At 73.8% G+C, this 25,755-nt stretch carries 28 protein-coding genes; 10 read left to right on the forward strand and 18 right to left on the reverse strand.

The window, feature by feature from the left end; translation table 11 throughout:
* Nucleotides 1-17 precede the first annotated feature (17 nt).
* Nucleotides 18-1,046: a phosphatase PAP2 family protein gene (locus ACIGEZ_RS10705; protein ID WP_399828579.1), complete on the forward strand. Its 1,029-nt coding sequence runs from the start codon at nucleotides 18-20 to the stop codon at nucleotides 1,044-1,046.
* Nucleotides 1,047-1,123: 77 nt separating this feature from the next.
* On the opposite strand, the gene ACIGEZ_RS10710 is transcribed toward ACIGEZ_RS10705, so the two are convergent.
* The gene (locus tag ACIGEZ_RS10710; RefSeq protein WP_399828581.1) at nucleotides 1,124-1,315 is read right to left on the reverse strand and encodes an I78 family peptidase inhibitor; all 192 of its coding nucleotides are present in this window, start codon (nucleotides 1,313-1,315) and stop codon (nucleotides 1,124-1,126) included.
* A 296-nt stretch (nucleotides 1,316-1,611) separates the two neighbouring features.
* Between ACIGEZ_RS10710 and ctaD the strand changes: the two genes are divergently transcribed.
* Nucleotides 1,612-3,321 (forward strand): cytochrome c oxidase subunit I, encoded by a 1,710-nt coding sequence (gene ctaD / locus ACIGEZ_RS10715; RefSeq protein WP_399828583.1) that lies wholly within the window; start codon nucleotides 1,612-1,614, stop codon nucleotides 3,319-3,321.
* On the opposite strand, the gene ACIGEZ_RS10720 is transcribed toward ctaD, so the two are convergent.
* The 4 genes from ACIGEZ_RS10720 to ACIGEZ_RS10735 all read right to left on the reverse strand — a co-directional run bounded on the left by ACIGEZ_RS10720 (nucleotide 3,263) and on the right by ACIGEZ_RS10735 (nucleotide 7,439).
* Entirely contained in the window at nucleotides 3,263-4,246 is a 984-nt protein-coding gene (locus ACIGEZ_RS10720) for a helix-turn-helix transcriptional regulator (protein WP_399828586.1), read from the reverse strand. The two genes, ctaD and ACIGEZ_RS10720, sit on opposite strands and share 59 nt — an antisense overlap.
* Before the next feature lie 76 nt (nucleotides 4,247-4,322).
* Nucleotides 4,323-5,600 (reverse strand): glycosyltransferase, encoded by a 1,278-nt coding sequence (locus tag ACIGEZ_RS10725; RefSeq protein ID WP_399828588.1) that lies wholly within the window; start codon nucleotides 5,598-5,600, stop codon nucleotides 4,323-4,325.
* 68 nt (nucleotides 5,601-5,668) lie between these two features.
* A complete protein-coding gene (locus tag ACIGEZ_RS10730) occupies nucleotides 5,669-6,964 on the reverse strand; it encodes an ABC transporter substrate-binding protein (protein ID WP_399828591.1) in 1,296 nt (431 codons plus the stop codon).
* The gene (locus tag ACIGEZ_RS10735) at nucleotides 6,942-7,439 is read right to left on the reverse strand and encodes a hypothetical protein (RefSeq protein ID WP_399828594.1); all 498 of its coding nucleotides are present in this window, start codon (nucleotides 7,437-7,439) and stop codon (nucleotides 6,942-6,944) included. Before ACIGEZ_RS10735 ends, ACIGEZ_RS10730 begins: the two co-directional genes overlap by 23 nt.
* Nucleotides 7,440-7,555: 116 nt before the next feature.
* Between ACIGEZ_RS10735 and ACIGEZ_RS10740 the strand changes: the two genes are divergently transcribed.
* The 3 genes from ACIGEZ_RS10740 to ACIGEZ_RS10750 are packed head-to-tail and all read left to right on the forward strand — an operon-like array spanning nucleotide 7,556 to nucleotide 11,243.
* Nucleotides 7,556-7,963, forward strand: a complete 408-nt coding sequence (locus tag ACIGEZ_RS10740; RefSeq protein WP_399828597.1) for a hypothetical protein — start codon at nucleotides 7,556-7,558, stop codon at nucleotides 7,961-7,963.
* Nucleotides 7,951-10,584: an ATP-binding cassette domain-containing protein gene (locus tag ACIGEZ_RS10745; protein ID WP_399828599.1), complete on the forward strand. Its 2,634-nt coding sequence runs from the start codon at nucleotides 7,951-7,953 to the stop codon at nucleotides 10,582-10,584. The genes ACIGEZ_RS10740 and ACIGEZ_RS10745 overlap by 13 nt, the downstream gene beginning before the upstream one ends.
* Nucleotides 10,581-11,243, forward strand: a complete 663-nt coding sequence (locus ACIGEZ_RS10750) for an ATP-binding cassette domain-containing protein (protein WP_399828602.1) — start codon at nucleotides 10,581-10,583, stop codon at nucleotides 11,241-11,243. The genes ACIGEZ_RS10745 and ACIGEZ_RS10750 overlap by 4 nt, the downstream gene beginning before the upstream one ends.
* Here the strand turns inward: ACIGEZ_RS10750 and ACIGEZ_RS10755 are convergent.
* Nucleotides 11,240-11,764 carry a transglycosylase family protein gene (locus tag ACIGEZ_RS10755; RefSeq protein WP_399828604.1) on the reverse strand — a complete coding sequence of 175 codons (525 nt, stop codon included), beginning with the start codon at nucleotides 11,762-11,764 and terminating at the stop codon, nucleotides 11,240-11,242. The two genes, ACIGEZ_RS10750 and ACIGEZ_RS10755, sit on opposite strands and share 4 nt — an antisense overlap.
* A 194-nt stretch (nucleotides 11,765-11,958) precedes the next feature.
* Between ACIGEZ_RS10755 and ACIGEZ_RS10760 the strand changes: the two genes are divergently transcribed.
* Nucleotides 11,959-12,741 (forward strand): hypothetical protein, encoded by a 783-nt coding sequence (locus ACIGEZ_RS10760; protein ID WP_399828607.1) that lies wholly within the window; start codon nucleotides 11,959-11,961, stop codon nucleotides 12,739-12,741.
* Nucleotides 12,742-12,929: 188 nt separating this feature from the next.
* Entirely contained in the window at nucleotides 12,930-13,154 is a 225-nt protein-coding gene (locus ACIGEZ_RS10765) for a hypothetical protein (RefSeq protein ID WP_399828610.1), read from the forward strand.
* Nucleotides 13,155-13,238: 84 nt separating this feature from the next.
* On the opposite strand, the gene der is transcribed toward ACIGEZ_RS10765, so the two are convergent.
* From der to ACIGEZ_RS10795, 6 genes are all read right to left on the reverse strand, one after another.
* Nucleotides 13,239-14,687 (reverse strand): ribosome biogenesis GTPase Der, encoded by a 1,449-nt coding sequence (gene der, locus ACIGEZ_RS10770; protein WP_399828612.1) that lies wholly within the window; start codon nucleotides 14,685-14,687, stop codon nucleotides 13,239-13,241.
* An 85-nt stretch (nucleotides 14,688-14,772) separates the two neighbouring features.
* Nucleotides 14,773-15,459, reverse strand: a complete 687-nt coding sequence (locus ACIGEZ_RS10775; protein ID WP_399828614.1) for a lysophospholipid acyltransferase family protein — start codon at nucleotides 15,457-15,459, stop codon at nucleotides 14,773-14,775.
* Nucleotides 15,414-16,133: a (d)CMP kinase gene (gene cmk, locus ACIGEZ_RS10780; RefSeq protein ID WP_399828617.1), complete on the reverse strand. Its 720-nt coding sequence runs from the start codon at nucleotides 16,131-16,133 to the stop codon at nucleotides 15,414-15,416. The genes ACIGEZ_RS10775 and cmk overlap by 46 nt, the downstream gene beginning before the upstream one ends.
* A 159-nt stretch (nucleotides 16,134-16,292) precedes the next feature.
* Nucleotides 16,293-17,381, reverse strand: coding sequence for a prephenate dehydrogenase (locus tag ACIGEZ_RS10785; protein WP_399828620.1), 1,089 nt, complete (start codon nucleotides 17,379-17,381; stop codon nucleotides 16,293-16,295).
* Nucleotides 17,378-17,740 carry a chorismate mutase gene (gene aroH, locus ACIGEZ_RS10790; RefSeq protein WP_399828622.1) on the reverse strand — a complete coding sequence of 121 codons (363 nt, stop codon included), beginning with the start codon at nucleotides 17,738-17,740 and terminating at the stop codon, nucleotides 17,378-17,380. The genes ACIGEZ_RS10785 and aroH overlap by 4 nt, the downstream gene beginning before the upstream one ends.
* 136 nt (nucleotides 17,741-17,876) lie before the next feature.
* Entirely contained in the window at nucleotides 17,877-18,317 is a 441-nt protein-coding gene (locus tag ACIGEZ_RS10795; protein WP_399828624.1) for a YidB family protein, read from the reverse strand.
* A 130-nt stretch (nucleotides 18,318-18,447) separates the two neighbouring features.
* On the opposite strand from ACIGEZ_RS10795, the gene ACIGEZ_RS10800 reads away from it, so the two are divergent.
* The 3 genes from ACIGEZ_RS10800 to ACIGEZ_RS10810 are packed head-to-tail and all read left to right on the forward strand — an operon-like array spanning nucleotide 18,448 to nucleotide 19,990.
* Complete coding sequence (locus ACIGEZ_RS10800; protein ID WP_399828627.1) at nucleotides 18,448-18,783, forward strand: DUF952 domain-containing protein; 336 nt, start codon at nucleotides 18,448-18,450, stop codon at nucleotides 18,781-18,783.
* A 45-nt stretch (nucleotides 18,784-18,828) separates the two neighbouring features.
* Nucleotides 18,829-19,302, forward strand: a complete 474-nt coding sequence (locus tag ACIGEZ_RS10805) for a Rieske (2Fe-2S) protein (RefSeq protein ID WP_399828630.1) — start codon at nucleotides 18,829-18,831, stop codon at nucleotides 19,300-19,302.
* Nucleotides 19,303-19,312: 10 nt separating this feature from the next.
* On the forward strand, nucleotides 19,313-19,990 hold the full coding sequence (locus ACIGEZ_RS10810) for a DNA polymerase beta superfamily protein (RefSeq protein ID WP_399828633.1): 678 nt from the start codon (nucleotides 19,313-19,315) through the stop codon (nucleotides 19,988-19,990).
* A gap of 8 nt (nucleotides 19,991-19,998) precedes the next feature.
* Here the strand turns inward: ACIGEZ_RS10810 and ACIGEZ_RS10815 are convergent, their stop codons facing one another.
* From ACIGEZ_RS10815 to ACIGEZ_RS10840, 6 genes are all read right to left on the reverse strand, one after another.
* Complete coding sequence (locus ACIGEZ_RS10815) at nucleotides 19,999-21,015, reverse strand: ADP-ribosylglycohydrolase family protein (protein ID WP_399828635.1); 1,017 nt, start codon at nucleotides 21,013-21,015, stop codon at nucleotides 19,999-20,001.
* The gene (locus ACIGEZ_RS10820) at nucleotides 21,012-21,755 is read right to left on the reverse strand and encodes an NUDIX hydrolase (protein WP_399828637.1); all 744 of its coding nucleotides are present in this window, start codon (nucleotides 21,753-21,755) and stop codon (nucleotides 21,012-21,014) included. The genes ACIGEZ_RS10815 and ACIGEZ_RS10820 overlap by 4 nt, the downstream gene beginning before the upstream one ends.
* Complete coding sequence (locus ACIGEZ_RS10825; RefSeq protein WP_399828638.1) at nucleotides 21,752-22,714, reverse strand: AAA family ATPase; 963 nt, start codon at nucleotides 22,712-22,714, stop codon at nucleotides 21,752-21,754. Before ACIGEZ_RS10825 ends, ACIGEZ_RS10820 begins: the two co-directional genes overlap by 4 nt.
* A 149-nt stretch (nucleotides 22,715-22,863) precedes the next feature.
* Complete coding sequence (locus ACIGEZ_RS10830; RefSeq protein WP_399828640.1) at nucleotides 22,864-24,033, reverse strand: pseudouridine synthase; 1,170 nt, start codon at nucleotides 24,031-24,033, stop codon at nucleotides 22,864-22,866.
* Entirely contained in the window at nucleotides 24,033-24,629 is a 597-nt protein-coding gene (gene scpB / locus ACIGEZ_RS10835) for an SMC-Scp complex subunit ScpB (RefSeq protein ID WP_399828643.1), read from the reverse strand. Before scpB ends, ACIGEZ_RS10830 begins: the two co-directional genes overlap by 1 nt.
* On the reverse strand, nucleotides 24,626-25,750 hold the full coding sequence (locus ACIGEZ_RS10840; RefSeq protein WP_399828646.1) for a segregation/condensation protein A: 1,125 nt from the start codon (nucleotides 25,748-25,750) through the stop codon (nucleotides 24,626-24,628). Before ACIGEZ_RS10840 ends, scpB begins: the two co-directional genes overlap by 4 nt.
* Nucleotides 25,751-25,755: the final 5 nt, after the last annotated feature.

Below are 25,755 nucleotides of genomic sequence, written 5' to 3' on the forward strand. Positions count from 1 at the left end.
CCTGTAACGTCGATTGGGTGCGTACCGACATCTTTGCCCGGCTGGACCGGGAGCCGGAACCGCCGAAGATAGAGGTCCCGCGGATGACCCGCACGCGTCTCGCCCTCTTCGGCGGGACGTTGGCGTTCTATCTGGCCAGCGTCGTCCTCGTACTGCTGTCGACCTGGCTGGTGACCCTCGACTGGAAGATCATGCTCTTCCGGCCCTATCAGCAGTGGCCGGACCTGCACGCCTTCCTCGACTACTACGTCGTCCTCGGCCAGCGCGGCCCCACGGCCGTCATGGTGGCGGCCTGGCTGGGCTGGCGCTCCTGGCGCCAGCACACGCTGCGACCGCTGCTCTCGCTGGGCGCAGCGCTGCTGCTGCTCAATGTCACGGTCGGCGCGGTCAAGCTCGGACTCGGCCGGCTCGGCCCCCACTACGCGACGCAGGTCGGCTCCGCCGAGCTCTTCGCCGGCGGCGATATATTCCCGTCGGGGCACACCGCCAACGCGGTCGTGACCTGGGGAATCCTGGCCTATCTGGCGACCACGCCGAGGGCCAGGCGCTATCTGTCGGCCCTCTCGGCCGTGGTCGCCCTCGGGGTCGGCCTCACCACCGTCTACCTCGGTACGCACTGGCTCAGCGACGTGCTGCTCGGCTGGGCGGCCGGGCTGCTCATCCTGCTCGCGCTGCCCTGGTGCGAGCCGCTCATCGCGATCGCGGAGGCCTGGATCCTGGCCCTGCGGGACCGGCTGCGCGAGCAGCTGCGGGCCCGCCGCCGGCTGGTGCCCTCGCTGCCCGTCGCGGGTGGCGGACTGCGGCCGGGGCTGTTCCCGCAGCGTCCGGGCGGGGCCGAGGAGCCGGCCCGGGAGACCGTCGGCGCCGGGACCGCACGGGCCTCGGCCGCGCGCGGCGCGGGGCTGCCCGCCACGCCGCTCGCCGCGCCCCGGACCCATCACGCGGCCCACCACACCGCCCATCACGCGGTGCGCTCGGAGCGCAGCCCGGTCGGTCCGGCCGGCAGCCGCCGCCCGCCGCACTCGCGGCCGGCCACCGGCGGCTGAGCACGCCGGCACCAGACCACGGGAGAGGCCCCGGCCACATCGGCCGGGGCCTCTCCCGTGGTGCGGGCGTGGCGTGTTCAGCCGAGCCAGCAGTGGGTGACCACGTCGTCGTCGACCTCGAAGTTGATGCGCCCCTCCAGGTACTCCATCGTGATGATCGAGCCCGGCGGGACGGAACGGACCACGCTCCAGCCCCGTGTCCGGGCGAGCCGTTCGGCCTCGTCCGCGGCGAGCCCCACATACGTTTCGGGTGCGTGTTCGGGTGTCATACAGCTCACGTTAGTACCCCGCCGGTCACGCTTGTGTCACAGGTTCTCGACATATGTTTGCCCCGCCTCGGCGCGCCCGCACGGACGGATTCCGGCCGATTCCCCGGTATTCACCGGCCCTTCCCCGGAATTCGGATGAGGCGCTGCTCCCCGCGCAATCGCCGGGTATTCCGGGGCGGTCGCCCGCGCGTGCGGCTTTCACCATTTCCGCGCACCGTGGACACAACGTCCGCCGACCGGACGACCCGTCGGTCGGCCTCCCGCTCTTCCCGTCCGGTGCGGCGCATCATCCAGGGATGGGTACCGAGACCGAGACCGCGGCCGTCGAATCAGCGCGGGAGCGGCATGGACGGGTCCTGATCGACTGGATCACCACCACCGACCACAAGAAGATCGGCCACCTCTATCTGGTGACGTCGTTCGTCTTCTTCCTGATCGCCGGGGCCCTCGCGATGGTGATGCGCGCCGAGCTGGCCCGGCCGGGGCTCCAGCTGGTGTCGAACCTGGAGTTCAACCAGGCCTTCACCCTGCACGGCACGATCATGCTGCTGCTCTTCGCGACGCCGACCTTCGCGGGCTTCGCCAACGAGCTGGTGCCGCTGCAGATCGGCGCCCCCGACGTCGCCTTCCCCCGGCTCAACATGTTCTCGTACTGGCTGTTCCTCTTCGGCGGCCTGATGGTGCTCGGCTCCTTCCTCACCCCCACCGGCCCCGCCGCCTTCGGCTGGACCGCCTACGCCCCGCTCAACAGCCTGCTGCGGTCGCCCGGGGTCGGCGTCGACCTGTGGATCATGGGGCTCGCGCTCTCCGGCTTCGGCACGATCCTCACCTCGGTGAACTTCCTGGCGACGATCGTCGCGATGCGGGCACCGGGCATGACCATGTTCCGGATGCCGATCTTCACCTGGAACATCCTCTTCACGACGATCCTGGTGCTCGTCGCCTTCCCCGTGCTCGCCGCGGCCCTGCTCGTCCTGGAGTCCGACCGGCGGCTCGGCTCGGTGGCCTTCCAGCCGCAGAACGGCGGCGCGCTGCTGTGGCAGCACCTGTTCTGGTTCTTCGGGCATCCCGAGGTCTACATCATCGCCCTGCCGTTCTTCGGCATCATCTCCGAGATCATCCCGGTCTTCGCGCGCAAGCCGATCTTCGGCTACGTGACCCTCATCGCCGCCACCATGGCCATCACCGGTCTGTCGGTGGTCGTGTGGGCGCACCACATGTTCGCGACCGGGGCGGTGCTGCTGCCCTTCTTCTCGCTGCTCTCCTTCCTCATCGCGGTGCCGACCGGGGTGAAGTTCTTCAACTGGACCGGCACCATGCTCAAGGGCTCGCTGTCCTTCGAGACCCCGATGCTGTGGTCGGTCGGCTTCCTGGTGACGTTCCTGTTCGGGGGGCTCACCGGGGTGGTCCTGGCCTCGCCCCCGATGGACTTCCAGGTCACCGACTCGTACTTCGTGGTCGCCCACTTCCACTACACGGTCTTCGGCACGGTCGTCTTCGCCACCTTCGCCGGCTTCTACTTCTGGTGGCCCAAGTTCACCGGCCGGGCGCTCGACGAGCGCCTCGGGAAGATCCACTTCTGGACGCTCTTCGTCGGCTTCCAGACCACCTTCCTGGTCCAGCACTGGCTCGGCGCGGAGGGCATGCCGCGCCGGTACGCGGACTACCTGGCCGCCGACGGGTTCACCGCCCTCAACACGGTCTCCTCCATCGGCGCCTTCCTGCTGGGCGCGTCCACGCTGCCGTTCCTCTACAACGTCTGGCACACCACGCGGTACGCGCCGAAGGTCGAGGTGGACGACCCCTGGGGCTACGGCCGCTCGCTGGAGTGGGCGACCAGCTGCCCGCCGCCCCGGCACAACTTCGAGGCGGTGCCCCGGATCCGCTCCGAGTCCCCCGCCTTCGACCTGCACCACCCGGAGTTCGCGCCCTACGAACGGATGCGGATCACGAGCCCTCCGCCGACCCGCCCGACCGGTCGAGCGAGCGGGACAGAAGGTCCCTGAGCGCGCGCACCCGCCCGGTCAGCTCCGGCGGGTCGACCACCTCGAACTCGAAGCCGATCATCGACACGTGGATCACCATCACGTCGAGGCTGTGCGCGCCGGTGCGCAGCAGGCAGGCGCCGTCCCCGTCCGCCGTGAGCACGCCGTCCGCGATGCCCACGGCCGCGGCGGCCTCGGCGAGCGGCACGTGCAGCCGGATCGTGGCCTCGGTCGGGTACGCGGCGGTGGACACGCCCTTCGCCACGTAGGCGGCGAGGTCGTCGGCGGGCGGCTCGCGCGGCGGGAAACGGGGCCCGTGCGGCGGCCTCGGCTCGATCCGGTCGGCCCGGAAGGTGCGCCAGCCGGCCCGGTCCACGTCCCAGGCGACCAGGTACCAGCGGCGCTCGCTGCACACCAGGCGGTGCGGCTCGACCGTCCTGCGGGTGGCGGCCCCGCTGTGGTCGCGGTACGCGAAGCGCAGCCGCTCCGCGTCCCGGCAGGCGTTGGCGAGCTCGGTGAGCACGGCCGGGTCGATCCGCTCGTTCGGGGTGCGCAGCATCGGCACGGTGAACGCGTTCAGGGCGCTGACCCGGCGCCGCAGCCGCCCCGGCAGCACCTGCTCCAGCTTCGCGAGGGCGCGGACGGAGCTCTCGCCGATGCCCTCGACGCCCTGCCCGGCGGCGGCGCGCAGCCCGACGGCGACCGCGACCGCCTCCTCGTCGTCGAGCAGCAGCGGCGGCAACTCGGCTCCGGCGCCGAGCTGGTAGCCGCCGCCGGTGCCGGGCGTGGCGTTCACCGGGTAGCCGAGCTCCCGCAGCCGGTCGACATCGCGCCGTACGGTCCTCGAGGTCACCCCGAGCCGCTCGGCGAGGTCGGCCCCGGACCACTCGCGGTGGGCCTGGAGCAACGAGAGCAGACGCAGCAGTCGTGCGGAGGTCTCCAGCATGGCCCCGAGTCTGCCAGCCCTTGCGGACAGCCACGGTCCGCAACCCGGCGGCTGGTCGCGTCGGCTGCCGATCGCGTCAGCGGAAGCGGCGGACCAGCGCCCCCGCCTTCGCCTTTGCCGTGTACGCGGTGTCGATGGCCGCGCCGACCGCGCGGTGCACGGCGGAGCGGGCCGTGCCGTGCGCGCGGGGACGGCTCGCACCGGCCGCCGCGAGCTCGGTCCAGATCGTCTCGTGGCGGGCCGCGATCCGGACCGGGTCGAAGCGCTCGGACGCGGCGAGCGCCGCCTTCGCCGCCCGGGCCCGGGCCTCGTCGTCGTTGATGAGGGCGAGCAGCGCCGCGGCGACCGCCGCCGTGTCGTCGACCGGGACGAGCCGGCCGTCGACGCCGTCCTCGATGATCTCGCCTGGGCCGTGCGGGCAGTCGGTGGAGACCACCGGGAGGCCGCAGCGCATCGCCTCGACGATGGTCATGCCGAAGGACTCCCGCCGCGACGTGACCGCGGCCAGCGAGCCCTTGGCCCACTCCGGCTCCATCGGGTGGGCGGTGCCCATGAGGAAGACGTGCTCGCCGAGGCCGCGCCGCTCGATCTGCCGGGCCAGCGCCGTCTTCAGGTTGTCGGCGGCGTCACCGGTGCCGTAGATCCGCAGCTTCCAGTCCGGGCGGGCCGCCGCCACGTCCGCGAAGGCGTCGATCAGCAGGTCGTACCGCTTGACCGGGGTGAGCCGGCCGGCCGCCACGACGATCTTCGCGGCCGGGTCGGCGGGCGGCACGCCCGGCGCGGGCACGCTGTTGGGCACCGCGTCGACGCGGACGCCCGGCAGGGCGAGCGCCTTGTACGAGCGGGCGTCGGCCTCGGTGACGGTGGTGACGGCGTCCAGGAGGGCGTACTCGTGGGCGATGTCGCGGCGCAGCCGGTAGCTGTGCCCGTCCAGGATCAGGTGCTCCTGGCCCACGAGCACCGGCCCGCGCGGGGCCTGCCGGGCGAGCTGCACGTTGAGGCCCGGACGGGTGGCGACCACCACGTCCGCCTCGACCGAGGCCAGATGGGCGCCGATCCGGGCGTCGGTGAGGGCGCTGTACTGCTTCCAGCGGCCGTCGCCGCGCGGGAAGACCCGGGCGGGGCGGTGGAAGTCGGGGTGCTCCCCGTCGTAACCGGGGCTCTTCTTCCTCAGGTCCACGAGGTGGCGCAGGGTCACCCCCGCGGGCACGCCGAGGATCGGCTCGTCGCGGTGCCGGAAGACCGAGACGATCTCCACCTCGTGACGCTCCGCCAGCTCCGCGGCGAGCGTGAACGTCGTCCGGATCGTGCCGCCGATGTGGTAGCCGTTGTGGAGCAGGAAAGAGATGCGCATCGTGCGGCCGGTCCCCCCGGTGAGGTGCGTGGTCCGGGGCGACTGTAGCGCCCCCGGGGGCCTGTTGTTCACGGCCGGTATCCCAGCTGGGGCACCGTGGCACAGTTCGTGTTCATCTCTCCCTGGGGGATCCAGCCACGTCCGTCCTGCCAACGGGCCACCGACAGACACGTGTAGCGGGTCTTCGGGGGCTCGGCCAGGTGCTCGAAGCGGACCGGCAGCAGCAGCCCCTTCGCGGTGTACGGCTCCGGCCGGTCGAGGTACGCCTCGACGCACTCCCGGGTCAGCCCGCCGGGCGCGGCGAGGCAGGACTTCGCCGCGTCGGTGAACCACATCGCCGCCGCCCAGCCCTCCAACTGCCACTGGGCGAGCGGCCGGTCGCCCATCGCGGCGCGGAACTCCCGCACCGCCGGATGCCCGGTGTCCTGGTAGTCGCGGCTCGCCCCGGTCACGAAGAGCGCGTCCCGGCAGCCGGGCGCCTTCGCGTAGTCGCGCGGGACGGACGAGGACCAGTTCTGCACGTTGGTCACCTTGGCGCCGACGCGGACGCCGAGCGCCTCCATCGCCTCGCACAGCCGGACGTTGCCGTGCGTGTCCATCGCGTCGAAGACGAGATCGGCCCGCTGCGCCCGCAGATCCGCCGCCACCGCACGGAAGTTGGGCAGCACGAAGTCGACCTGCTCGTCGACCACCCGGTAGCCCTCGGCGCGCAGCCCCGCGGCGACGAGCCGGGCGTACGCGGCGGAGGCGGCCTGGTTGTACGAGACGACGGCTGCGGTACGGGCGCCCTGGTGCTGCCGGAACCAGCGGTAGACCTCGGTGCCCCCGTACAGCGTCCCGTTCCAGCCGGGCGCCTTGCCGGTCCGCGGGGCCAGGCTGCCGTAGATCCCGTACAGGTGCGGGTAGGTGTCGTAGGCCGGGGTCAGGGGCTGGCCGCCGATGTCGGGGACCCCGGCCCGGGAGACCAGCGGGGCACCCGCGTAGTCCAGGGCGGTGGTGGCGACCAGGGCGAAGACCTTCCGTTCGTCGATCAGCCGGTGCACGCAGGCGTTGTTGCCGACCCCGCTGCCCCCGTCGTCGCAGGTGACGACCTCGACCCGGCGCCCGTCGAGGCCACCGCGGGCGTTGAGTGCGTCGAAATAGGCGCGGGCGCCGTCGCGCGGCCCGGTGAAGGTGTCCCCGCCGACCGGGCTGGTGGCGCTGGTGATGATGCCGACGCGGAGCGGCTCACCGCCGGAGGGGTTGGCGGTGGGCCGCGTCTCGAAGGCGTGCTCCGGGAGCCGGCTGCCGCAGGCCGCGACCAGGAGGGCGAGGACGGCGAGGAGCAGCGCCAGGGCCGCCTCAGCAGCCCGGAACCTGGGCACCGCTCAGCTGGACCAGGCCGCAGAGGGTCTGCATGGAGACCTTCCAGGTGTCGTTCTGGAGGACCGCGGTCCCCTTGGCGTCGGGCAGCGCGGGGTTGCCGGCGACCAGGAGGTCCCAGGTCACGTTGGCATGGGTGGGGGAGGTGAACTCGACGCCGGTGACCTTGGCGGAGGTCTGGGCGGCGTTCTTGTCGCCGGCGAAGGCGCCGAGCACGGGCGCCATCTGTTCGCCGTTCTCCAGGAGCCTGATCTTCTCCGCGGTCGGGGTCGCGGGGTCGAAGAAGGCCGTCCAGTTCTTGGTGATCGCCGCCTTGGCGGCGGCCGCGTCCGGTGGCTGGTCCGTCGTGGCCTGCGCGGTGGTCGGGCTCGCCTCGCCGGAGGCGGAGCCGCCGTCGTCCGAGCAGCTCACGACGGCCGGGGTCAGCACGAGTACCACGGCGGCCGCGAGTGCGGCGGCGCGTCGTCGAAGAACCATCTGGCTCACCACCGGATGTCCGTGCAGGCCGGGCGGCCTGATGATTCCAGGGTGTGCTGCTTCGGGGCATAGTGCAAGGAAGGAATAAAAAAGACATAAGGCCCAGGGAGGTTCCCGTGCCGTCGACACCCCGGATTGTGCTGTGGGGCGGACTCGCGGCGGCCGCCGGGGGCGCGGTGCTGTGCGTCATCGGCTGGTACGGGATCTCGGGCGAACGTTTCGCCGAGCGGCAACTGCCCTACCTGGCCTCGTGCACGGTGCCGGGCGCGGCACTGATCGTGGCGGGCGCGGTGCTGTGCGCCGGGGTCCTGCTGACGCCCGTACGGCCGGCCCGCGAGCCCACCCCGCCGCCGGACGAGGCGGCGGCCGCCGCGCCCTCCTCGGAGGAACCGCCGCTGCGGGTTCCCGGCGGGACGCTGGCGCACCGCCCCGACTGCCCGCTGGTCGCCGACCGGCCCGAGGCGGTACCGGTGGGGGACGCGGACCTCGACCCGTGCCCGGTGTGCGAACCGTGGCCTCGCTGACCTACGACCTCACGCTCGCCGGTCTCGCGGTCGGCAGCGCGGCGGCGCTCACCGGCATCGGGCTGATCGTCACCTACCGGGCCACCGGGGTGCTCAACCTGGCGCACGGCGCGGTCGCGATGGTCTGCGCGTACGTGCTGCGCCAGCTGGTGGTGGAGTGGGGCCGGCCCCTGTGGCTCGGGGCGCTGGTCACCCTGCTCGTGGTCGCGCCGGGCATCGGTCTGGTCCTGGACCGGGCGGTGTTCCGCCCGCTCGCGCTGGCCGGCGCGGGCCCGGCGCAGACCCTGGTCGCCTCCATCGGCGTCTTCGTCCTGCTGGTCGGCGCGGCGGCGCTGATCTGGGGCACCGGGGCCCGGGCGGACGCGCCGGTGCTGCTCGGCGACGACCCGTGGGCGCAGCTGGCGGCGGCGGTGGCGCTCGCCTGCCTGGTGGGGGCGGTGACGCGGTGGACGCGGTTCGGGCGGGAGCTGCGGGCGGTGGTGGACAACCGGCCGCTCGCCGTCCTGTCGGGCATCGCCGCGGACCGGGTGTCGGCGGCGGGGTGGGCGTTCGGCTCGTTCACGGCGGGCCTGACCGGGGTGCTGCTCGCCCCGTACGTACGCCTCGACCCGTACGGCATGCCCCTGCTCGTCGTCGAGGTGATCGCGGTGGCGGTGGTGGCCCGGATGCGGAGCCTGCCGGTGGCGGTGCTGACCGCGCTGGCGCTGGGCGTGGCGCAGGCCCAGCTCACCCGGCTGCACCCGGAGGGCTGGGCGGGCCCGCTGCTCCAGGCCGTCGGTGCGAACCTCTTCGTCATCGCCCTGCTGGTGGCGGCCCTGCTGCTGCCGGGGGTGGCGGGCGCGGACACCCTGCCGCCGCCCCGCCGGGCGCCGCGCGTGCCGGCGGGGGTGTGGCTGGTGACCGCCGTGCTCTTCCTCCTGCCCCTGGGCTTCGCGGGGGCGGACCTGACGACGGCGGTGCAGGTCCCGGCGCTGGCGGTGATCCTGCTGTCCCTTGTGGTGGTGTCGGGCCGGGGCGGCCAGATCGCGCTGGGCCAGGCGGCGTACGCGGGCCTGGGCGCCCTGTTCACGGCCCTGCTCGCGGCGGCCGGCCTGCCGGAGCTGGTGGCGCTCGGGGTGGGGGTGCTGTGCGTGGCCCCACTGGGCCTGCTGACGGGCTGGCCCGCGATCCGCCGGCACGGGCTCGCGCTCGCCCTGGCCACGCTCGCGGTGGGCGTGGCGGTGAGCCGCTTCGTCTTCGCCCAGCCGTACGCCACGGCGGGACTGACGGTGAGCCGCCCGGCGGGTTTCGCCCAGGACCGCGTGTACTACGTCCTGGAGCTGGCTCTCCTGGCGTGCTGTGTGCTCCTGGTGGCGACCCTGCGCCGGGGCCGCACCGGCCGCGCCCTGGCCGCCTTGCGGGACCACGAGGCGGGCGCGGAGGCGGCGGGCGTGCGGGTGGCGGGCCTCAAGCTGCTCGCGTTCGTCCTGGGCGCGGCCCTCGCGGCGCTGGGCGGCGGCCTGCTGAGCATGGGCCAGCGCGCGTTCGACCCGGACGCCTACGACCCGGTCCGCGGCCTCCTCTGGTTCGCCGCCGTCCTCGTCCTAGGCGCCGACACCCTCCTCACCCCCCTGCTGGCCGCCACCCTCCTGGTAGCCCTGGACGCCGGCACCCACGCGGGCGTGGCAGCGGCCCTGATCGGCGTCCTGGCCGCCTTGACGGGCCGCGTCCCCCCACTGGCGACCCTGCTGCCGACGAGGCCGCGACCGGCACCGCAGGCACCGCCCGACGCGGGCAGGGGCGCGGTACCCGCCGGCCCGCCCCGAGGGCACCCCGAACCCCCGGCAGGCCCGGCGCCCTCCCCCGTCCCCCACCGGCCCGCAGCCGCCGCCGGCGCGTCACCCGCCACGGGAGGAGCCGCACTTCCGTCGCCCACCCGCACGGGCGGTGCAAAGGCCGGTCCCCGCCCGGCCGGAGGCCGGGCAAACCCCCGCCGAGGCGCACCGGCCCCCCTCGCCGCCCACCGGCTCACCCTCACCTACCCCGGCGGCCTCACCGCCCTCCACCACGTCGACCTCAGCCTCCGCCCCGCCCAGGTCACCGCCCTCGTCGGCCCCAACGGCGCGGGCAAGAGCACCCTCTTCGACTGCCTCGCCGGGACCCTGCGCCCCACCGCCGGCCGCGTCACCCTCGGCGGCGTCGACATCACGACCCGCCCCGCCCACGCCCGCACCCGCCTCGGGATCGCCCGGACCTTCCAGCAGCTCGCCGTGTTCCCCTCCCTCACCGTCGAGGAGAACGTCCGCGTCGGCGCCGAGCAGAACGGCCGCGCCCCCATCGAGCAGGCCCTCCGCCTCGTCGGGCTCGCCGGAAGCGTGCGGCACCGGCCCGCGGCCGGGCTGCCGACCGGGACGCTGCGCCGGGTCGAGCTCGCGCGGGCGCTCGCGGGCGCGCCGCACACACTGCTCCTGGACGAGCCCGCCGCGGGGCTGGACGAGGAAGAGACCGCCGCCCTCGCCCGTATCCTCGCCGCCGTCGCCGCCGACGGCCTCGCCGTGCTCGTCGTGGAGCACGACCCGGACCTCGTCGCCGGCATCGCCCGTACCGTCCACACCATGGAAGGCGGCCGGATCGTGTCATGACCGTCGAGATCGCCCTGCGCTCCGCCCGGGTCCGCTACGGCCCCCTGGAGGCCCTGCACGGCCTCGACCTGGCCCTGCCCGCCGCGACCGTCACCGTGCTCCTGGGCCGCAACGGCGCCGGCCGCAGCACCGCGCTGCGCGCGCTCGCCGGGACGGTGCCGCTCGCCGCGGGGCGGGTGGTGTGGCGCGGCGCCGACGTCACCCGGCTGCACGCCCACGAACGCGCCCGCCGCGGCCTGTGCTTCGTACCGGACCTGCGGGCCGTGTACGCGACCCTCACCGTCGCCGAGAACCTGGACCTGGCCGCTCCCGGCCGGCAGGCCGCGGCCCTCGCCGCGTACCCCGAGCTCGCGCCGCTGCTCGCCCACCGCGCCGGCACGCTGTCCGGCGGCGAGCGCCGCATGCTCGCGCTCGTCCGCGCGCTGCTCGTCCCCGCCCGCGTGGTCCTGGTCGACGAGCCGTCCCTCGGCCTCTCGGCGGCCGCGGCCTCCCGTACGTACGCGATGCTCGCCGCCCTCGCCCGCCCCGGCGGCGCGGCCGTCGTCCTGGCCGAGCAGCGCGTCCCGCCAGGCCTGCCGCCGGGCTCCGTCGCCTACGAGCTCCGCCGCGGCTCCCTGGCAGCGAGCAGTGAGGTCCCCCAGGAACCGGACGCCCGCTAGGCGGGCAGCCGCAGCATCATGCCGACGAGCAGCCGGTTCGGGTCCGCCCCGACCACCGCGCGGTTCGCCGTGTACAGCGCCTGCCAGCCGCCCCGTACGCCGAAGCGCCGCGCGATGGAGCTCAGCGTGTCGCCGCGCTGCACGACATGCGCGCGCCCGCTCAGCCCGTACCGCTTGGAGCAGACCGGCCAGGCGCCCCACCCCTGCGTCCGCAGCACCTCCTCCGCGACCGCGATCTGCTGCGCCCGGGTCGCGAGGTCGGCGCGCCGCGCGTACCGCAGGCCGCCGTGCTCCTCCCAGGTCGGGGTCCAGAACTGCAGCCCGCCGTAGTAGCCGTTGCCGGTGTTCGCGTTCCACCGCCCGCCGCTCTCGCACGCGGCGACGCACCCCCACGGCCACTGGTCCTTCACGCAGGCCTCGACCGGCGTGGGGGCCGCGGCGGCGGCGTCGGCGAGCGCTGCCGGGGAGAGGAGCGAGGCCGCCAGGACGACACCGGCCGAGCACCATCGGATCTTCGACATCGGGGCAGGCTAGGCAGCGGCCGCGGGGCGCGGGCCCGTGCCGCGCGGAACGCCGTTCACATGCCACCCGGTCGGAGTCACCCAACTTGTCCCCCCTCCACGCGTGACCCCGGCCGAGCCTTGCCCGTTGAACTCGGCATGAGACGCCCGGGAACCGCCCGGCCGTCGCACGTACCGAGTCCAGGGAGCCCCCCGTGCCGCGCATGCTCGACGTCAGCGAGGACGTACGCGCCGAGATCGGCGACGAAGAAGCCGACCGGCTGCTCGCCGGCGACAACGCCCCGGGCAGCTACGACTGCACCTCCTGCCGCACCCCGGGCGACTCCGAGCAGGAGCGGACGAGCACGGTGCTGTTCGTGGGCGACGAGACCGCCGTCCTCGCCTTCGCCCACGCCAGCTGCATCCCGTCGCAGGTCGTCCGGGTCGCCGAGGCGCAGCTCCAGGGCGCCGTCGCCTCGATCACGGCGGCCGACGCCGCCGACTCCCTCGCGGCCGCCCACCCGGAGCAGGCGGTGCTCGGCATCACCAGCGGTCTGGTCCTGATCGAGGGCGAGCTGCACCCGGCGCTCGTGGTGGAGCCGACCGCGCCGGTCGCCCGCCCCGGCTCGGACGGCCTCACGGACGAATTCCTGCCGCTCCTCGTGGAGCAGGGCTTCCAGCCGGTCGCCGACGTGAACCAGAAGCCGGCCGCGCTGCCCGGCTGGTCCGTCCTGGTCGCCATGGGACAGCTGCACTCGGTCCTCCAGCCCGGGACGGGCGGCACCGGCCAGGCCGCCTGGTGGCAGGCGCACCAGCCGCTCCAGGTCACCGAGGGCTGGCGGGCCGCGGCCAACAAGTCGCACACGGTCCTTGTCTTCGCCGCCCCGGTGGGCTCCATCGGCCAGCAGCCGCGCGAGGACCTGCTGCGCGACGCGCTGGAGAAGGCCGCGGCCAACGGCCGTCTGGTCGCCGCCGCCATGCCGCTGGCCGGTACGTGATGGAGGACGGGGGCGGCGGCCGCCCCGGCATAGGGTGGGCACGCGTGCCGGGCGTTCCGGGCGTCCCGCGCCCCCGGCGGGCTCCTCTTTCCGAGAGCCGCCCGCATCTCGCGGACGGCGGGGTCGTTGGCACATACGTGCACGCATACGACCCATTCCGCCAGCAGTATCCGAGTCCGATCCCGGCGATGCGCCCGGCGCAGGAGGTCCCGGCGGGCCTTTCGGCGACGCCGATCTACGACGCGCTGTACTCCGAGTACCGCCGGTCGTTCCGCACGCTGCCGGGTGACCGCAGCGGCGAGGAGGAGCTGAGCTTCCGGTCCTTCGGCGCCGGACCGCAGGGGTACGGCCACCAGCGGCACGCGGCATGGTCGGCGTACGCGCTGCCGCCGGGGCCGCGGACGAGTCTGTAGCAGGGAACGGCCGAGGGCCGGGGCGTGGAGACCGCCCCGGCCCTCGGCCGCCTTCGCACGTCGTACGACGTACTTCTCGTGCTCCTACTTCTTCCGGCCGCGCTTCTCGCGCACCCGCACCGAGATGTGGATCGGGGTGCCCTCGAAGCCGAACTCCTCGCGCAGGCGGCGCTCGACGAAGCGGCGGTAGCCGTGCTCCAGGAAGCCGGAGGCGAAGAGGACGAACCGGGGCGGCTTGGTGCCCGCCTGCGTGCCGAAGAGGATGCGGGGCTGCTTGCCGCCGCGGATCGGGTGCGGGTGGGCGGCGACGAGCTCGCCGAGGAAGGCGTTGAGCCGGCCGGTGGGGACGCGGGTCTCCCAGCCGGCGAGGGCGGTCTCGATCGCCGGGACCAGCTTCTCCATGTGGCGGCCGGTCTTGGCGGAGACGTTGACCCGGGGCGCCCAGGCGACCTGCTGCATCTCGGTCTCGATCTCGCGCTCGAGGTAGTAGCGGCGCTCCTCGTCGAGCTCGTCCCACTTGTTGTAGGCGATGACGATGGCGCGGCCCGACTCGACCGCCATCGTGATGATGCGCTGGTCCTGGACCGAGATGTTGTCGGTGGTGTCGATGAGGATGACGGCCACCTCGGCCTTCTCGATGGCGGCGGCCGTGCGCAGGGAGGCGTAGTAGTCCGCGCCCTCCTGGAGGTGGACCTTCTTGCGGATGCCGGCGGTGTCGACGAACTTCCACGTCACGCCGCCGAGCTCGATCAGCTCGTCGACCGGGTCGCGGGTGGTGCCGGCCAGCTCGTTGACGACGACCCGGTCCTCGCCCGCCACCTTGTTGAGCAGGGAGGACTTGCCGACGTTCGGGCGGCCGATGAGGGCGATACGGCGCGGGCCGCCGACGGCGTTGCCGAAGCGCTGCTCGGGGGCCTCGGGCAGCGCCTTCAGGACCTCGTCGAGGAGGTCGCCGGTGCCGCGGCCGTGCAGCGAGGAGACGGGGAACGGCTCGCCGAGGCCCAGCGACCACAGCATGGCCGCGTCGGCCTCGCCGGACTGTCCGTCGACCTTGTTGGCGGCGAGGACGACCGGCTTTCCGGCGCGGCGGAGCAGCTTGACGACGGCCTCGTCGGTGTCGGTGGCGCCGACGGTGGCGTCCACCACGAAGAGGCAGGCGTCGGCGGCCTCGATGGCGAACTCGGCCTGGGCGGCGACGGAGGCGTCGATGCCGAGGACGTCCTGCTCCCAGCCGCCGGTGTCGACGACCTTGAAGCGGCGCCCGGCCCACTCGGCCTCGTAGGTGACGCGGTCGCGGGTGACGCCCGGCTTGTCCTCGACGACGGCCTCACGGCGGCCGATGATGCGGTTCACCAGGGTCGACTTGCCGACGTTCGGGCGGCCGACGACGGCGAGGACCGGGAGCGGGCCGTGGCCCGCCTCCTCGATCGCACCCTCGACGTCCTCGGCGTCGAAGCCCTCTTCCGAGGCGAGCTCCATGAACTCCGCGTACTCGGCGTCGCCAAGTGCCCCGTGGTCGTGCTGGTCGTTCATGAAGTCCGTTCCTTGATCATTCGTGGTCGGTGGGTCCCCGGGCTACGGGGCCCACTACTGAGAGTCTCGCTCTTTAGAGTCTCGCTCAGCGCCCGGTGAGGCGCCTGGCGTTTTTCAGGTGATCGGTGAGCCGTTCCTGGATGCGGAACGTCGCCTCGTCCAGTGCCGTGCGGGTGCGCCGGCCGCTGCCGTCGCCCGCCTCGAAGGCGTCGCCGAAGACGACGTCGACGCGGCTGCGCAGCGGCGGCAGCCCCTTGACCAGGCGTCCGCGCCGGTCGGAACTTCCCAGCACCGCCACGGGCACGATCGGAGCCCCGCTGCGGACGGCGAAGTAGGCGAGGCCGGCGCGCAGCGAGGTGAAGTCGCCCTCGCCCCGGGTGCCCTCGGGGAAGATCCCGAGGACGCCGCCGTGCTCCAGGACCGCGAGGGCCCTGCCTATGGCGGCGCGGTCGGTGCTGTCGCGGTCGACCTTGAGCTGCCCGATGCGGTCCAGGAAGGTGCCGAGCGGACCGACGAACGCTTCCTTCTTGACGAGGAAGTGGACGGGCCGCGGGGCGGTGCCCATGAGCATGGGGCCGTCGATGTTGTGCGCGTGGTTGACGGCGAGGATGACGGGGCCGGCGGCCGGCACCCGCCAGGCGCCGAGGACGCGCGGTCTCCAGAGGCCGTACATCAGCCCGATGCCGATGCCCCGGCCGACGGCGGCGCCCTTCTGGGAGGGCTGGGTCACAGGGCGGCCGCCCGCTTCTCCTCCACCAGGGTGACGACGCACTCGATGACCTGGTCGAGGGTGAGATCGGTGGTGTCGACCTCGACGGCGTCGCCGGCCTTGGCGAGCGGGGAGGTCTTGCGGCTGGAGTCGGCCGCGTCCCGCTTGATCAGGGCCTGCCGGGTGGCGTGCACGTCGACGCCCTTGAGCTCGCCGGAGCGGCGGGCGGCGCGGGCCTCGGGCGAGGCGGTGAGAAAGATCTTGAGGTCGGCGTCGGGCAGGACGGTGGTGCCGATGTCCCGGCCCTCGACGACGATGCCCTGCTCGGCACCCTTGGCGATGGACCGCTGGAGCTCCGTGATCAGGGCCCGCACCTCGGGGACCGCGCTGACGGCGCTGACCTTGGAGGTGACCTCCTCGGTGCGGATCGGCCCGGCGGCGTCGAGGCCGTCGACGGTGATGGTGGGCCTGGCCGGGTCGGTGCCGGAGACGATGACGGGCTTGGCGGCCGCGTTGGCGACGGCGTCGGCGTCGTTCACGTCGACGCCGTTGCTGATCATCCACCAGGTGATGGCCCGGTACTGGGCCCCGGTGTCGAGGTAGCTCAGCCCCAGCTTGGCGGCAACCGCCTTCGAGGTGCTCGACTTGCCCGTGCCGGAGGGGCCGTCGATGGCGACGATCACGGTTTCCACGGTGGGGAACGCCTTCCTGGGTGAGCGGGAGCCCCCGGCGGACATGCGGGGACCCCCACAAGGTTACCGAGTCCCCCGCACCCATTCGGCCCAGCGGCCCCGGACCGGCCCCGGGACCGACCCGGGGCCATCACCGGGGTAGCCCGGGGCCGCCCCCGGGACCGACCCGGGACCGACCGCAGACCGGCCCCCGGCTCTCCCCGGTCAGCTCTTCCGCAGCGCCCAGCCGCGCTCGCGCAGCGCCTCCCCGAGGACCGGCACCGCCGACGGCTCCACCATCAGCTGCACCAGACCCGCCTGCTGCCCGGTCGCGTGCTCGATGCGGACGTCCTCGATGTTGACGCCCGCACGGCCGGCGTCGGCGAAGATCCGGGCCAACTCGCCCGGCTGGTCGCTGATGAGGACGGCGACCGTCTCGTACGTGGTGGGGGCGGCGCCGTGCTTGCCGGGGACGCGGGCGCGGCCGGCGTTGCCGCGGCGCAGGACGTCCTCGACGCCGGAGGCGCCGTCGCGGCGCTTGGCGTCGTCGCCGGACTCGAGGGACCGCAGCGCCCGTACCGTCTCCTCCAGGTCCGCCGCGACGCCCGCGAGGACGTCGGCGACCGGACCCGGGTTGGCCGAGAGGATCTCGACCCACATGCGCGGGTCGGAGGCGGCGATCCTGGTGACGTCGCGGATGCCCTGCCCACAGAGCCGTACCGCCGTCTCGTCGGCCTCCTCCAGGCGGGCGGCGACCATCGACGACACCAGCTGCGGGGTGTGCGAGACCAGCGCGACCGCCCGGTCGTGGGCGTCGGCGTCCATGACGACGGGCACGGCCCGGCACAGGGCGACGAGCTCCAGGGCGAGGTTGAGCACCTCGGTGTCGGTGTCCCGGGTCGGGGTGAGCACCCAGGGGCGGCCCTCGAAGAGGTCGGCGGTGGCCGCGAGCGGGCCGGAGCGCTCCTTGCCGGACATCGGGTGCGAGCCGATGTACGTGGTGAGGTCGAGGCCCAGCTCCTCCAGCTCCCGCTTCGGCCCGCCCTTGACGCTGGCCACGTCGAGGTAGCCGCGGCCGAGCCCGGCCCCCATCGCCTCGGCGAGGGTGCCGGCGACGTGCGCGGGCGGCACGGCCACCACGACCAGGTCGACCGCGCCCCCGGGCGCCTCGTCGGTGCCGGCGCCGAGCGCGGCGGCCGTACGGGCGCGGGCGGGGTCGTGGTCGCGCAGGTGGACCGTGACGCCGCGCCCGGCGAGCGCGAGCGCCGCCGAGGTGCCGATCAGGCCGGTTCCGATGACGAGCGCGGTTCTCACTGGGCGATGTCCTTGCGCAGGGCGGCCGCGGCGCCGAGGTAGACGTGCGCGATCCGGGACTTGGGCAGATCCGACTCGACGTGCGCGAGGAGCCGTACGACCCTCGGCATCGCACCCTCGATGTCGAGCTCCTGGGCGCAGATCAGGGGCACGTCCACGATCCCGATGCGGCGGGCGGCCGCGGCCGGGAAGTCGCTGTGCAGGTCGGGCGTGGCCGTGAACCAGATGCTGATGAGGTCCTCGGCGGTCAGCCCGTTGCGTTCGAGCACGGCGGTGAGCAGCTCCTCGACCTGCTCGTGCATGTGTCCGGCCTCGTCCCGCTCCAGCTGGACGGCGCCTCGGACCGCTCGTACCGCCACCTCGTACTCCTTCGTGTGCGTCAGTGCTCCGGCCAGCCTAGTCAGCCGTTCGGGTCCACCGTCGCGGCCGCCCGCCCTCCGAGACGGAGGGCGGGCGCGGGAGGGAAGGGTCGGGACCGGCGCGGGAGGGGGCGGGTCAGAACTTCTGCTCGCGGATGATGTCCTCGAGCGAGCCCGGCGGCATGCTGCCCTCGGGCGTCAGCTTGTCCACGGCCTGCGGCAGCGACCTGGCGATCTCGTCCGCGGCCTCCTGCGGGCTCACCCCGGTCTCGGCGGCGACCTTCTGCAGCGTCTCGTCGGGCAGGGCCTCCGCGATCTGGGCGCCGCTGACGGGCTTGTTCTCGCCGGTGCCGACCCAGGACTGGGCCTGGTCGAGGAGGCCCGACCTGGTGAGCATGTCGAGCAGGCCGCCGAGCGGATTGGCCCCCGCCACGCCGGCACCGCCGGCCGCGCCGCTCTTGGCGCCGCCGAGCGCGCCGAGCAGGGCGCCGAGGATGTTGCCGGCTCCGCCGCCGGCGCCCTGGCCGGAGCCGCCGAGGAGGCCGCCGAGGAGACTGCCGAGATCGTTTCCCGCCATGATTCGCACACCTTTCCCGTGGTTCGTCCTGTGTGGAACACGGCCAATGTCACCCAGAGCCGATGGCTCCGCCACTCGGGGTATCCGGGGCGAGACGCCTCCCAGGGCGCGGCAGGGTAGAACTGTCGGCATGCTGCTGCACGTCGTCCCCCTTGACGCATGGTCCGCCGGTCCCGGACTCCCCTACGCCCCGCCGTCGCTCGCCGCCGAGGGCTTCGTCCACTGCTCGCCGGACGAGACCACGGCCCTCGCGATCGCCGACGCCCACTACCGGGGCGTCCCCGGCCCGCTCCTGGTGCTCGTGATCGACGAGACCCGGCTCTCCGGCGAGGTCCGCTGGGAGGGCTCAAAGGACGCGCTCTTCCCCCATGTGTACGGGCCGATCGAGCGGGCCGCGGTGACGGGCGTGCTGGAGGTGCGGCGGGACGGGGACGGCCGTGCGAGGGAGCTGACACCCTGGGCGTAGGCGTGTTGCGGACCGGGAGCGGGGCGCGCGGCCAAGCTGATCGGCATGACTGCTGACGCCACGCCCCGCCGTACCGTGCTCCTCGCCGGTGCGACCGTCGCCGCCACGACGGCCCTGGTCTCCGGCTGCGGATCCGACGACAAGAAGGACAGCGGCACCGCCTCTACACCGGCCGCGCCGACGAGCCCGGCCGAAGCGACGGGCCCCACCACGGTCGCGCCCGAGCCCTCGGGCACGGTGCTCGCCAAGACCTCCGACATCCCGGTCGGCGGCGGCACGGTCTTCGACGAGCACAAGGTCGTCGTCACCCAGCCCGTGGCCGACGAGTTCAAGGCCTTCTCGGCGGTCTGCACTCACCAGGGCTGTCTCGTGAACAAGATCGCCGACGGCACGATCGACTGCCCGTGCCACGGCTCCAAGTACAAGATCACCGACGGCTCGGTCGTCGCGGGCCCGGCGCCCCGCCCGCTCCCGGCCGAGCAGATTAAAGTGTCGGCAGGTGTCATCACCCTGGCCTAACCTGTCGCGCATGACTCCCGAAGAACTGGTGCGCGACCACACGATCTACTCCTGTGTCATGGGGTCGCGCGCGTTCGGTCTGGCGACCGAGGAGAGCGACACCGACCGCAGGGGTGTCTACCTCGCCCCCACCCCGCTCTTCTGGCGCTTCGACAAGCCCCCGGCCCACGCCGAGGGCCCCGCCGACGAGCAGTTCAGCTGGGAACTGGAACGCTTCTGCGAGCTCGCGCTGCGCGCCAACCCCAACATCCTGGAGTGCCTGCACTCCCCCGTCGTCGAGCACGCCGACGCCACCGGCCGCGAACTGCTCTCCCTGCGCGAGGCGTTCCTCTCCCGCCAGGCCCACACCACCTTCGTCCGGTACGCGGCCGGCCAGCGCCGCAAGCTGGAAGCCGACGTCCGCCAGTACGGCGCCCCGCGCTGGAAGCACGCCATGCACCTGCTGCGCCTGCTCACCAGCTGCCGCGACCTGCTGCGCAGCGGTGAGCTGCGCATCGACGTCGGCGAGGAGCGCGAACGGCTGCTCGCGGTCAAGCGCGGCGAGGTGTCCTGGCAGGAGGTCGATTCGTGGATGACCCGGCTCCAGGACGAGGCGGACCGGGCCCACGACACCAGCCCGCTGCCCGCCGCCCCCGACCACGCCCGCGTCGAGGACTTCCTGCTGAGGGCCCGTCGCTCGGCGCTCTGAACGCGGGGTCAGACGGCGTCCCAGAGCGCGCCGAACTCCAGCAGCTCGTCCCGGTGCTCCACCACCGCCACCCACTCCTTCGGCCAGGCCCCGGCGCCCAGATGGGCGCCCGCGAACGCGCCCGTCAGGCAGGCGAGGGAGTCGGAGTCGCCGCGGGTGCAGGCGGCCCGGCGCAGGGCGGTGAGCGGGTCGCCGGGGAAGAGCAGGAAGCAGAGCAGCCCGGTGGCGAGTGCCTCCTCGGCGATCCAGCCGTCGCCGGTGTACGTGCAGGGGTCGAGCTCGGGGTCCGCGGTGCGCTGGACGGCGTCCAGGCGTTCCAGGACGGCCAGGCACTCGTCCCAGCCGCGCTCGATGAAGTGCCGGGCGGAGGGGTCCTGGGAGCGGGTCCACAGGTCGCCGAGCCAGCGCTCCTGGTAGCGGGAGCGGTTGTCGTACGCGTACGAGCGCAGCCGGCCGACGAGCCCGGCCGGGTCCACGCCCTGGGCGAGCAGGTACACCGCGTGGGCCGTCAGGTCGGAGGCGGCGAGGGCGGTGGGGTGGCCGTGGGTCAGGGCGGACTGGAGCTGGGCGGCGCCGGAGCGCTGCTCGTCGCCGAGCCCGGGCACGAGGCCGATGGGCGCGACCCGCATGTTCGCGCCGCAGCCCTTGGAGCCGACCTGGCTGGCGTCCTGCCAGGCCCGGTCGGAGTCGAGCAGCATGCAGGCCCGCAGACAGGTGTTGCCGGGGGCCCGGTTGTTCTCCGGGGAGTGGTACCAGTCGACGAACTCGTCGCGGACCGGCCGGGCGAGCCGCAGCGGCGCGAGGACGCCCCGGTCCATGGCGGTGCGCACGCCCCGCGCGAGCGCGAGGGTCATCTGGGTGTCGTCGGTGATGTAGGCCGTCCCGCGCTGCACGGGCAGCTCCATCGTCCGCCACGGCCCGGTCTTCGCCAGGATCGTGGGCACGTCGTTGAACTCGGTCGGGAAGCCCAGCGCGTCACCGAGCGCCAGGCCGGTCAGGGCCCCCGTGGCGGCCTGCTTGGTCATGCGGTTCGTCCTTCCGGTCGCAGCAGTGGCGGGTGGAGCGCGGTGGCTTGCCCCGCCCGGTAGAGAGCGGCCGGTTTCCCCCGTCCGCCGGTGCGGCGCGGTGGTGCCTCGACGGCCCGGACGAAGCCGGGGGTGGCGAGGACCTTGCGCCGGAAGTTGGGGCGGTCGAGTGCGACGCCCCAGACCGTCTCGTACACCTGCCGCAGCTCGCCGAGGGTGAACTCGGGCGGGCAGAAGGCGGTGGCGAGGCAGGTGTACTCGAGCTTGGCGCCGATGCGCTCGCGGGCGTCGGCGAGGATGCGGTCGTGGTCGAAGGCGAGCGCGTGGACCGTGTCGTACGGCAGCCAGCGGGCCTGTGCCGCGTCGCCGCCGCCGCGCGGCTCGGGCAGGTCGGGGACGAGCGCGGTGTACGCGACGGAGACCACCCGCATCCGGGGGTCGCGGCCGGGGTCGCTGTAGGTGCGCAGCTGTTCCAGGTGGAGCCGGGCGGCGGTGGCGCCGGACAGGCCGGTCTCCTCGGCGAGTTCGCGGCGGGCGGCTTGTTCGGCCGACTCGTGGGGCAGCACGAATCCGCCGGGCAGGGCCCAGGTGCCGGCGTAGGGCGGCCGGCCGCGTTCGACGAGCAGGACGTGCAGCCGGCCCTCGCGGACGGTGAAGACGGCGAGGTCGGCGGTGAGGGCGAAGGGCTCGAAGGCGTGGGGGTCGTAGTCCTCGTCGAGGGCGGGGTGGGCGGCGGTCATCGACGCTCCGGGTGGTTCCGGTGGCTCACGGGGGTCGGGCGGTCCGGGTGGCTCGGGTCGAGGCGGCCCGGCCGCCCGGGCCGGTCGGCGCGTTCCGCGAGCAGGGTGTCCACGGCGGCGACGGCCGAGGCGAGTCGTTCCTCGTGCGGGCCGGTCAGGACGGCGGTGCGGCGCCCGGTGCGGGTGAGCTGGGTGAGCAGCCGGGCGGTCGTCCACGGTCGCAGCCGGTCGTCCTCCTCGGGGCAGTCGATCCCGCGGTGGTCGGTGAGCAGCCACAGGTGGTGGCGGGCGCGGGCGGCTATCTCGCCGGTCGCGGGGCTGCGGGTGCCCAGGTCCCGCTCGTGGCGGATGGCGACGGTGAAGGCGTCGGTGTCGCAGAAGAGAACCGGGGAGCCGTCCCTGGCGGCCTCCTCCTCGCGTTCGGCCTGCCCGAGGGCGATGAGCGGGTAGTCCCACGAGCGCAGCGGCGCCCCGTCGCGGGCGGCGCGGTACTCGGGCGCGTACTCGGCGACGTACCGGGTCCGGGTCCAGACGCCGCCGCGTCGCCGGTAGTGGTCGGTGAGGGCGCGGACCAGCGTGGTGCTGCCGCTGCGCCCGGCGCCGAGGACGACCACGCGCCGGGTGAGCGCGGCCCGTACGGGCGCCTCCAGGAGGTCCCAGTGGGCGGCGGGGTCGGCGAGCACCTCGTCACCCGCCTGCTCGGGCGTGAAGACGGCGTCGACGGGCTCGCCGAACGCGTCGAGGGGGTCGTCGACGGTGGTGCCGGTGACGAGGGCCTCGGGGTGGAGCTCGCGCATCCAGGCGACCCGTTCGGCGAGCGGCAGCGGGTCGTCGGGGCAGCCGCGGACGAGGACGGTGAGCCGCTCGCAGCGCTCGTGGGCGGCGCGGACGAGCCGGTGGTGGGGGGCGTACGGCGGGCAGAACGCGCCGAGGACCAGGCCGTGCCCGTAACGCTTCATGCGTGCGCCTCCCCACCCCGGACCTTTAAGAGTCACTCTGACTATAAAACCGCGGCAGCTTCACACACAAGCGAGGGAGGCGAACAGATGCACGAAGGCCCGTGACCGGCGGGCGGTCACGGGCCTCTCGCGGAAGACCGGTCGAACGGCTACAGGCCGACTTCCTTCATCAGCATGCCGACCTCGGTGTTGCTCAGGCGGCGCAGCCAGCCCGACTTCTGGTCGCCCAGGGTGATCGGGCCGAAGGCGGTGCGGACCAGCTTCTCCACCGGGAAGCCCGCCTCGGCGAGCATGCGGCGCACGATGTGCTTGCGGCCCTCGTGGAGCACGACCTCGACCAGGTAGTTCTTGCCGGTCTGCTCGACGACCCGGAAGTGGTCGGCGCGGGCGTAGCCGTCCTCCAGCTGGATGCCGTCCTTCAGCCGCTTGCCGACCTCGCGGGGCAGCGGGCCGGTGATGGCTGCCAGGTAGGTCTTCTTCACGCCGTACTTGGGGTGGGTGAGACGGTGGGCCAGCTCGCCGTGGTTGGTGAGCAGGATGATGCCCTCGGTCTCGGTGTCGAGCCGGCCGACGTGGAAGAGACGGGTCTCGCGGTTGGTGACGTAGTCGCCGAGGGACTGCCGGCCGTCGGGGTCCTCCATGGTGGAGACGACGCCGGCCGGCTTGTTCAGCGCGAAGAACTGGTACGACTGGGTGGCGACCGTCAGGCCGTCGACCTTGATCTCGTCCTTCTCCGGGTCGACGCGCTGGCCCTGCTCGATCACGATGCTGCCGTTGACCTCGACGCGGGACTGCTCGATCAGCTCCTCGCAGGCACGGCGCGAGCCGTAGCCGGCGCGGGCCAGCACCTTCTGCAGGCGCTCGCCCTCCTGCTCGGCGCCGGGGAACGTCTTGGGCGTCTTGACCTCGGGCTTGTTCGCGTAACGCTCGCGGTTGCGCTCCTCGGCACGGGCGTCGTACTCGCGCGAGCGCGCCGGGGCCGTACGACCACCGGTGCCGCGCTTCGGGGACTGCCTGGGGCCGCCCTTGGCACCGCCGCGGGCGGCGTCGCCGCGACCGCGCTTCGGGCCGTCGGAGGGACGGCCGGCGAGGCCGTCCACGTCGTAGGAGCGCTCCTCGGGGCGGGGCCGGCGCGGACGGTCGGCGCCCTGGCCGCCGCCCTGGCCGCCGCGACCGCCCTGACCGCCGCGGCCCTGACCGCCCTGGCCGCCCCGGTCGTCGCGGCTGTTGCCCGCGCCCCTGTAGTTGCCGCGGCCGCCGCTCTTGGCACCACGGCTCCCGCCGTTGTTTCCGCTGTTCCTGCCGCTGCTGCTTCGCATCAAACTTCCGTTGTCTCGTCTGCGTCCGGATCGAACGACGGAACGCCCTCCAGGGAGTCCGGCTCCACCGCCTCCGCCTCAGGGAGGAAGGGCGCGAGCTCCGGGAGCTCGTCCAGGCCGCGCAGGCCCATCCGCTCCAGGAAGTAGTTCGTCGTCCTGTACAGGATCGCACCTGTTTCGGGTTCCGCGCCCGCCTCCTCCACCAGACCCCGCTGGAGCAGGGTGCGCATGACCCCGTCACAGTTCACCCCGCGGACGGCGGAGACCCTCGAACGGCTGACCGGCTGGCGGTACGCGACGACCGCCAGGGTCTCCAGGGCCGCCTGGGTGAGCCGGGCCTGCTGGCCGTCCAGGACGAAGGCCTCGACGGCGGGGGCGTACTCGGCGCGGGTGTAGAAGCGCCAGCCGCCGGCGACCACGCGGAGCTCGAAACCGCGCCCCTGGGCGGTGTACTCGTCGGCGAGCTCGCGCAGGGCCTCGCCGACCTCACGGGGGGTGCGGTCGAGGACCTTGGCGAGGTGGGCCTCGGTGGCGGGCTCGTCGACGACCAGGAGGACGGCTTCGAGGGCGGGCTTGAGATCGCTCAGATCGCTCATGAGGCGTCCTCCGGATCGAACTCGTCGGTGACGGCGCCGGCCGCGTCGGTCTCGCCGCCGGTCCAGGAGACGGTGAGGTCGCCGAGCGCGGTCTCCTGGTCCAGCGCGACGGCCTTCTCGCGGTAGAGCTCCAGGAGGGCGAGGAAGCGGGCGACGACGGTGAGGGTGTCGCCGGCGCCCTCGACGAGCTCCCGGAAGCTCCGGGTGCCGCGCTCGCGCAGCAGGGCGACGACGATCCCCGCCTGTTCGCGGACGCTGACCAGCGGCGCGTGGATGTGGTCGACGTACACCTGCGGCCTGGCCCTGGGCTGCATGGCCTTGACCGCGAGCCGGGCGAAGCCCTCGGCGCCGATGGAGATGACGACCTCGGGCAGCAGCTCGGCGTGGTGCGGTTCCAGGCCGACGGTACGGGGGTACCGGCGGCCCTCGGTCTCCCAGCGCGCGCCGAGGATCTCGGCGATCTGCTTGTACGCGCGGTACTGCAGCAGCCGCGCGAAGAGCAGGTCCCTCGCCTCCAGGAGCGCCAGGTCAGCCTCGTCCTCCACCTCGGCGGCGGGCAGCAGCCGGGCGGCCTTGAGGTCGAGCAGGGTGGCGGCGACGACCAGGAACTCGGTCGTCTGGTCGAGGTCCCAGTCGGGTCCCATGGCCCTGATGTGCGCCATGAACTCGTCGGTGACCTTGGAGAGGGCGACCTCGGTGACGTCGAGCTTGTGCTTGGCGATGAGCTGGAGCAGCAGGTCGAAGGGTCCCTCGAAGTTCGCGAGACGCACGGTGAAGCGCCCGTCGCCGGCGGCGGGTTCCTCGTCGGCCGGCTCTTCGACGACCGGCTCCGCTACGGCGGGCTCCTCGACGGCGGGTTCCTCGTCGGCCGGCTTTTCGACGGCGGGTTCCTCGTCGGCCGGCTCCGCTACGGCCGGCTCCTCATCCGTGGCTTGCTCAAGGGCCGTGACGGGCGGCTCCTCGACGGCCGGTGCGGCCGGTTCCTCCGCCGGGCCGGGCCCGGCGCCCTCGGGCTCCCCCACCGCCCCCACGGCCGGAGCCGGAGCCGACGACGCCCCCGGCCCCCGGCCCAGGGTGCGGCGGCGGGGCGGGCGGGACGTTTCGTCAGGGGGTGGGGGCATCGGGG

The organism is Streptomyces sp. NPDC085481 (genome assembly GCF_044541845.1).
GTDB lineage: Bacteria > Actinomycetota > Actinomycetes > Streptomycetales > Streptomycetaceae > Streptomyces.